Source organism: Bradyrhizobium sp. 23 (assembly GCF_023073295.1).
In the GTDB taxonomy this organism is placed as follows: Bacteria; Pseudomonadota; Alphaproteobacteria; order Rhizobiales; family Xanthobacteraceae; genus Bradyrhizobium; species Bradyrhizobium canariense_D.
In genome coordinates this window covers 1,050-7,542 of record NZ_JADPJF010000136.1, presented here as the reverse complement: position 1 = coordinate 7,542, position 6,493 = coordinate 1,050, and the positions used below count along the sequence as shown (strand labels likewise).

8 protein-coding genes are annotated in these 6,493 nt (G+C 59.9%); 2 read left to right on the top strand and 6 right to left on the bottom strand.

Annotated elements, in window-relative coordinates:
• Together IVB32_RS32700 and IVB32_RS32695 are read right to left on the bottom strand one after the other, a co-directional pair.
• The coding region (locus IVB32_RS32700; protein WP_247412700.1) for a transposase at positions 1–249 on the bottom strand (249 nt) is incomplete at its 3' end.
• A gap of 424 nt (positions 250–673) precedes the next feature.
• On the bottom strand, positions 674–871 hold the full coding sequence (locus tag IVB32_RS32695) for a Dabb family protein (RefSeq protein ID WP_247282076.1): 198 nt from the start codon (positions 869–871) through the stop codon (positions 674–676).
• A 282-nt stretch (positions 872–1,153) separates the two neighbouring features.
• On the opposite strand from IVB32_RS32695, the gene IVB32_RS43190 reads away from it, so the two are divergent.
• Together IVB32_RS43190 and IVB32_RS32685 are read left to right on the top strand one after the other, a co-directional pair.
• Positions 1,154–1,555: a hypothetical protein gene (locus IVB32_RS43190; RefSeq protein ID WP_346658404.1), complete on the top strand. Its 402-nt coding sequence runs from the start codon at positions 1,154–1,156 to the stop codon at positions 1,553–1,555.
• 934 nt (positions 1,556–2,489) lie between these two features.
• Complete coding sequence (locus IVB32_RS32685; protein WP_247282075.1) at positions 2,490–4,367, top strand: NEL-type E3 ubiquitin ligase domain-containing protein; 1,878 nt, start codon at positions 2,490–2,492, stop codon at positions 4,365–4,367.
• Between the two features lie 570 nt (positions 4,368–4,937).
• On the opposite strand, the gene IVB32_RS32680 is transcribed toward IVB32_RS32685, so the two are convergent.
• The 4 genes from IVB32_RS32680 to IVB32_RS32665 all read right to left on the bottom strand — a co-directional run.
• Complete coding sequence (locus tag IVB32_RS32680; protein ID WP_247282074.1) at positions 4,938–5,165, bottom strand: hypothetical protein; 228 nt, start codon at positions 5,163–5,165, stop codon at positions 4,938–4,940.
• A complete protein-coding gene (locus IVB32_RS32675) occupies positions 5,162–5,704 on the bottom strand; it encodes a transposase (RefSeq protein ID WP_247398535.1) in 543 nt (180 codons plus the stop codon). Before IVB32_RS32675 ends, IVB32_RS32680 begins: the two co-directional genes overlap by 4 nt.
• A 38-nt stretch (positions 5,705–5,742) precedes the next feature.
• A complete protein-coding gene (locus tag IVB32_RS32670) occupies positions 5,743–6,327 on the bottom strand; it encodes a transposase (protein WP_247412701.1) in 585 nt (194 codons plus the stop codon).
• A partial coding sequence (locus tag IVB32_RS32665; protein WP_247412703.1) for a hypothetical protein occupies positions 6,225–6,493 on the bottom strand: 269 nt, incomplete at its 5' end. The genes IVB32_RS32665 and IVB32_RS32670, both read right to left, overlap by 103 nt.

The window sequence follows — 6,493 nt, the reverse complement described above, 5'->3', positions numbered from 1 at the left end:
CCAGCGCTCGCACACCCCCTCATCGGACAGCCCGTAGATATGCTTGAGCAACAACAGCCCGATCATGAAGCGGGTCTCGATCCCCGGCCGGCCGTTCTCGCTGTAGAGCGGCGCGATCTCGCCGTCGATCCAGTCCCAATCGATCTTGCCGGCAAGCACAACCAACTCGTGCTTCAGATTGATGATCTGGTCCAGCCGCGCCCGGAACAGATCGTTCGATCCCGTCGTCTTGTGCTTCTTCGGCCGCATCGTTCCCTCCGATGCACCACAGAATCATGGGCCGCAGGGAAAGGGAATCCAAAAGCGAAATTGCAGGGTTTGGCGGCTTCAACCTCCCATTCCCTGCAATCTCAAACCGCCTCGAATCCGAAAAAGAGACTCCTGCTCAATCGCTTAGAACCTTGTTCACGGACGACTACCTTCGCTCTGGCTCAAAGCGACCGAGCCGCCGTGGGCCACACCAGACTTCGATCGGTTGGTTTGCCTCCCCGGCAGAGCCAAGCTGAAGAGCTTCTTCCGCGTTGCCGCACTCGATCTCCTGCACATCGAGTGTCTTCTGCCCCAGTCGTCGAGCGTCGATCCGCGCGAAGCTAATGACCTCCACGGAAGCATCTACTCAAAGTTCATCGCGAAGTTGCGGATTGACTTCGCTCAGGTCAGTCCGCTCCGAGAGCTACTGCCGGATCGACTCCTGGTAAAGCTCGTGCGCTTTATAGGCTTCGAGTTCGACTTCGTCGTCGAATTCACCGTAGACGATCACGTCAATTTCGTTGCCAAGCCGGTCACTCTTGCGCTTGCGAGCGAGCTCAAGCCGGCGTGCGTGCGGGATTTTGGCGAGAACGGAAAGGCCGTCGCGCCGATCTCCCGGCATTCCAGGGCGGCGCCGCCGGCTTTTTGGCTACGAGCTGAACAGGACGCTGGAACGATACCGTCGGGAGGCATCGCTTGCCTCAGGCACTCCTATATCTTTACGAGGCGTGATAAGCTTGGATTACCGCCATGACAAATGCTGGTCCTTTCTACCGGGTGGCCGGAGCAGGATCCGGTTCGCCGGCGTGAGAGAGCTCGCCGAACAGTCGAAGAATTTGTTGGGCTGGTTACAGTCTCAGCCCCCTCCTTTACACCAGGCCAGGCCGTCGCGGCTGTACAACGCGTGATTGATCTGTCGGGTGACGCCTTCCAGGTCAACATTGCGCAGCGCTTCAGCGCTCGCCTGGCGAAACTCGTTCGATCCGATAGCCTTCTATTGTCAGCTGCGGAAAATGAATTCGGCTCCCTTTGTCGACCTTCTTCGGTATGGCAAGCTCACCATTGCATCGAGTTCGCCCGAGCATTTCACAAAAGTTTGACGCGCCGGCAGATCAGCTCAAAGGCGCGGCCGATCGCGCGAAATGCCTGCTCACCATCGCTGAAATCGCCGCTCACCATCAGCGAAACGCGGAAGGCCTTGGGAATAAAGCTCGCGAAGCGTGTCGGTATGAAAAGGCAACGTCGCCATTGCGCACAATATCTCTGTGATCCTCCACTGCATTTCCGTCGACGGCATGTCGTTTGACTGGGGCCACGCGCCGGCCCGGCCTTAATTTGCAAGTTTCTGGCCCGGTCCGCCGGGCCGGCGATGTCCCGCTGAGACGGTGGTCGACCTCGGTCAATCGACTGGTGGCGAGCTCGCCCGCCCGCCATTGCAGAGGATGACCCACCCGATCCGGACATCATCATGAGGCGCTGGCGATCTCGGAAAGGACCATAACCCCGGCGACGGGCAGCTGATCGCATTGCATTTAGGTGACGGCTAATCGACCAAGAGAACCGAGCTGGTTATCGATCCGAGTCTCGGCCGCATCGAGTTCCTACTGGTCAACGATTAGACAATCGAAGCCGTCGAGGCGAGAGGAGCGTGGGTCGCGACAAATCGCGCCGAGCAGGTGGCTTTTGGACGAGACCGTCGACCGCGATAAGGGCATGTCCGACAGCCACCGCGACATGGGTCTTACCGCTGTCGCTCGGGCCGAAACCCAGGATGTAATCAAACACTCGATCTGATCCGCGAGAACTATGCGGATTTTCGGTCGACGAATGGCATCGGATGTCGTCAGCAGGGGACGTTGCGCGAGTGAATGGATGCGGCTCCATTGATAGGGCCGTCGGCACACTGGCGTCTTGTCCTGCGGCTCGTCAGCTCATGGACAGCTAAGCCTGCTATGGTGAGACGCCGCTGCCTGGACCGCCAGATCCAGTTTGATCTGCGGAGGAGAATGGGATGTGCCCTTGATGGATGTCAACCAATTGGACGACTCAAATTTCGCGAACGTACTATGATCGGCTGCATCTGACCGCGAACGAATGGGTAGCGTGTTCGGGCGGTCCTAGGTTGGCAAGCCCGGTCTTGGAGCCTGCTTTATCATGTCTCGGTACTCACTCAGTAGCGATGGCGATCAAGGTAGAGAACCGCCGCTCCGGCGCCACTTCCTTCATTTAGAAGAAGAATTATGCATACAGAACAGACCCAGCGAAGCGCCCGCATTGATTCCGAAACTTCCGAACGTGGGCACCGGCAAAGCTGCCTGTGCGGTCTCACTCAGGCTGCAGCACAGTGGGTCGAAGCCTTGAGGGTGGCCACCGGCCCTTCCCCGGCTCAAGGACAGCTGGAAAGCTGGGTCGCCGAACCGGGACAGGGCGAACAGGAGGATCGGCGAGAGGCAGTAAGCCGAGTGAGAGCCTGGCAGGAAGTGGCTGATGTACACGTGCCGCTGAATCTGGCATCTCTGGCGCTAACCACTTTGCCCGTCCTGCCGCCAGAGATGCAGGGGCTCTCTATCATGCACAATCGGCTGAGTAGTTTGTCGATCGAGGGCCAGGCCAACCTCCTCTGGCTCGACGCCAGCAACAACCTGCTGACCAGCCTGTCCGACGCTTTTCCGGCCGGACTTCAAGATCTTAATGTCAGCGGCAACCGGGTGAGCGGCCTGCCTGCCGCCTTCCCGGCTGGGCTCCGTCGGCTCAACCTCAGCAACAATCGGTTGACCAGTCTGACCGATACCCTACCAGCAACGCTTCAGCAGCTCGACGCCAGCAACAACCAAGTGACCGATCTGCCCGAAGCCTTGCCAGCTGGGCTCCGTCGGCTCAACCTCAGCAACAATCGGCTGACCAGTCTGACCGATACCCTGCCACCAACGCTTCAGCAGCTCGAGGCCAGCAACAACCAAGTGACCAGTCTGCCTGCCGCCTTCCCGGCTGGGCTCCGTCGGCTCGACCTCAGGAACAACCAACTGACCAGCCTGCCCGAGACGTTGCCGACGCAGCTGGGCTCGGAATGCCGCGTTCAGCTAGAAAATAATCCGCTGCCGGAGCGGGTGCTAACGAACTTGGCGTCAACCTTGAATAGCCAGGACTATGCCGGACCGCAGATCTTCTTCTCGGTGCATGACGGGGCGGCGCAAGATCAAGCGCGGCCTCTGTGCGAGGCGGTCGCGGCTTGGCTCCCAAACGAACCGAACACAGCAGCGCTCTGGCGAGCCTTCGCAGAAGAGCCGGGTGCTAAAGAATACGCTCGCTTCCTCGATAGGCTACTGGACACGGTGAACTCTAGCAATTCCGAGTTCCGGGTGGGAGTGGCAGACGATCTGCGGCAGGCGGCGATCAGGCCGGGATTGCGCGCCCAGTACTTCCAGTCGGCCATTGGAGCAAGCGCGAGCTGCCAGGATCGCATCACTTTGGCTTGGAACGACATGCAGACCGCACGGCTGAACGCTGATGTCGAGGAGGGAGCCTACGACGGGCGCCTCGACAAGCTCGTCGAACAAGGCCGGGTCATGTTCCGTTTGGGCGTGCTGGACGGGATAGCCCGAGACAAGGTCAGCTCGCTCCGGTTCGTCGACGAGATCGAGGTCTATCTCGCATATCAAGTCAAACTGCGCGACCGGCTGGACCTGAAGCACATCGCCCCAGCCATGCGCTACTTCGGTGTGGCTCACGTGGACGAACATGACCTTGCCACCGCCGAGGCCGTCGTGCGAAGCAAGGAGGCGGCGGAATTCGCCGACTATCTGGCAACGAGCTGGCAACCCTGGGACACGGTGCTGCGCCGCATCGCGCCCGAAGCTCATGCAGAGATGCAGGATCGGCTCGTCGATGCGATGGGTGAGGAGTTCGAGAGCCGACTGACGGAACGGCTCACTGATCTTCATCTGAACGGCGACGCTGACGCCGAGCGGCAGCTCGGGGCCAAGATCCGCGACGAGATCGCCCGCGAGATCAATGGCGCGCTGACGCGCCAAGTTCTCGGGGAACACGGCCTCACGCTGCAGCCGGCCGCGCCAACGCAGGTCGCGAGGGGAGACGGCGGGCGCGGTCGGGGATCGTAGCGGTCGATGTTCGGAACAACAGACTCGGCTCTCATTGTGTGATCCACGCTTACGATCACTCCCTCTCTAGAAGTATGTTGGGCCAGACGAAGCGCCGGCGAGGCTGCCGACATGAGTGTTCACTGATGACACTGATTGATGGTCACGAACAGCTTGGTCGGGCTGATGGGATCGACAGGAAATTCCATTTGAACCTGAGGATTGAAACACCCGGCCGGGCGGTCGGAGTGAGCAGCCGAAAGGGTGGCCGCGGGACGTGGATACGCCTGGGTCATTCGCTGGACGTGGGCACCGCTGATCTGTAATCTGTCATTCGGCCCTTTAATTGCAGTTTGTTGTCAAGCTTACATTTCTGAACTCGCCCACGGCACAGTGGTAGTGCTCGCGCCGTCGGAGCTGGTCCGGGTTGCGGAGACGGCGCGGGCGCGGCTAATACGTGCTTTGCCGGCCAGGCATTGGATCGCCCGGGGTTGTTGATGTCTTCGCTGGGGTCATGGTCCTTTCCGAGGTCGCGGAGCGCCTCATGATGATGTCCGGGTCGGGCGCCTCAACGTCTGCAGCGGAGTACAGTCAAGCCGCCACCAGCCGAATGAACGAGGTCGCCACAACACCGTCCCAGCGGGACATCGCCAGTCCGGCAGACCGGACCAGGAACTTTACATGATCGGATGAGGCTTCCTTCGCCTGGCCCCAGTCGAAAGATGTGCCATCGACCCAGATACAGTGAAGAACGAGGGCGATTTTGCGCACGATGGCGACCTTTGCCTTTCGCATGCCAATCCGCTTGGCGAGTTTCATGCCCCAAGCCTTGAGAGAGGACCATTTCTTTGTTCGATAAAGCAGGACGGTCGCCGCCTCGTACAGGTAAGTTCGGAGAAGACGGTCGCCCCATCCTTGCCATTGATGTCAGTTTCGCCAGACTGGTTGCGTCGAGGCGTAAGACCCAAATAGGCGCCGACGCTTGATGCCGATCGGAAGCGCGATGGGTCGTCGATCGTATGGCGGAAGGTCAACGCGGTCACCACGCCGACACCAGGAACCGTCATTAGGCGGCGCGTCGTCTCATCCGACTTCGCCAATTGGCGGACTTCGTCGTCGAACTTGCTTTGCTGCTTGCAGATCTGCTCATGGATCGACAGAAGCGGCGCGATCACACCGAGGAGCTGATGATCCTTGCCCAATAGCTCGCAGACCTGATTGCGAAACCGCAGTCCGATCGCGCGTGGGAAGAGCAAGCCGTATTCTTTGATTAGACTGCGGACCTGGTTCTCGATATCTCGACGAATTGTGTTTCGGCATGGAATAAGGACCCCGTTTTCGGGGTGATCGGCATCCAATCGGGGCTCTGACGCATATTCGATGATCGTGTTTGTTTTTATGGCGCGCCAATCAGCCTGGCTTGAAGCAGATCGAGCTTGGCGCGCCCGTACATCTGCCGTTTGACCAGCTTGAGCTTGGTGATCTGAGCTTCCACTTGGCCATTGGACCATGGTTGCGTAATAGCGGCGTGCACCGCGCCCTTGTCGTTGGCGATTCCATTCGCGAACGAGGCAATGAGGCTCCGCTTGGATTCATCAATCCAAGGTTCGAGCTCGATCTCGGCCTTCTTTCGGATCATCGCGCGGAAGCGGCCAACGAGGGCTTGCGCATCGGCCAGCATAGGGACGTTTTGTTCGATGACCGCAAGCGTGACGGTCTCGGCTCTGGATAGGTGGTCGCGCTTCGTCGTCATCAGCTGCGCTATCGTCCTGGCGGCGGGGACCTTCTGCAATTGTTGATGGCTGATAGTCTCGGCACGCCGCCGTCGCGTCGTCCATTCCGCCACCACGCGCAGCGATCCCTTGAAGCCTTGTCCCTTCAAGCGGCGCCAGAGCTCGGCACCGTTGCGACAGCCGCCTGACCACTGCGCGTCCAGGAACGGCAGATGCCCGTCCAGGGTGCTTTGACGGGTGCGGAACATATCCGTACCGCCGCCGCGGCTAATCTGCGGCGGACGATCTCCTTGAGCGGCACACCGTCGCTGACGAGAGCCGTAATTACGGCATGGCTGTCCTGGCGCCGCAGATAGCCCTGATAGCGCAGCTTTTCCGCACAGGTCAGCAATTCCGGGTCGATCGTCGTCGCTT

Excerpts from the sequence above, each read along its gene's own strand:
- IVB32_RS32680 (WP_247282074.1), bottom strand. The coding sequence starts at position 5,165 with ATGAAACTCGCCAAGCGGATTGGCATGCGAAAGGCAAAGGTCGCCATC.
- IVB32_RS32670 (WP_247412701.1), bottom strand. The coding sequence starts at position 6,327 with ATGTTCCGCACCCGTCAAAGCACCCTGGACGGGCATCTGCCGTTCCTG.
- IVB32_RS32685 (WP_247282075.1), top strand. The coding sequence starts at position 2,490 with ATGCATACAGAACAGACCCAGCGAAGCGCCCGCATTGATTCCGAAACT.
- IVB32_RS32695 (WP_247282076.1), bottom strand. The coding sequence starts at position 871 with ATGCCGGGAGATCGGCGCGACGGCCTTTCCGTTCTCGCCAAAATCCCG.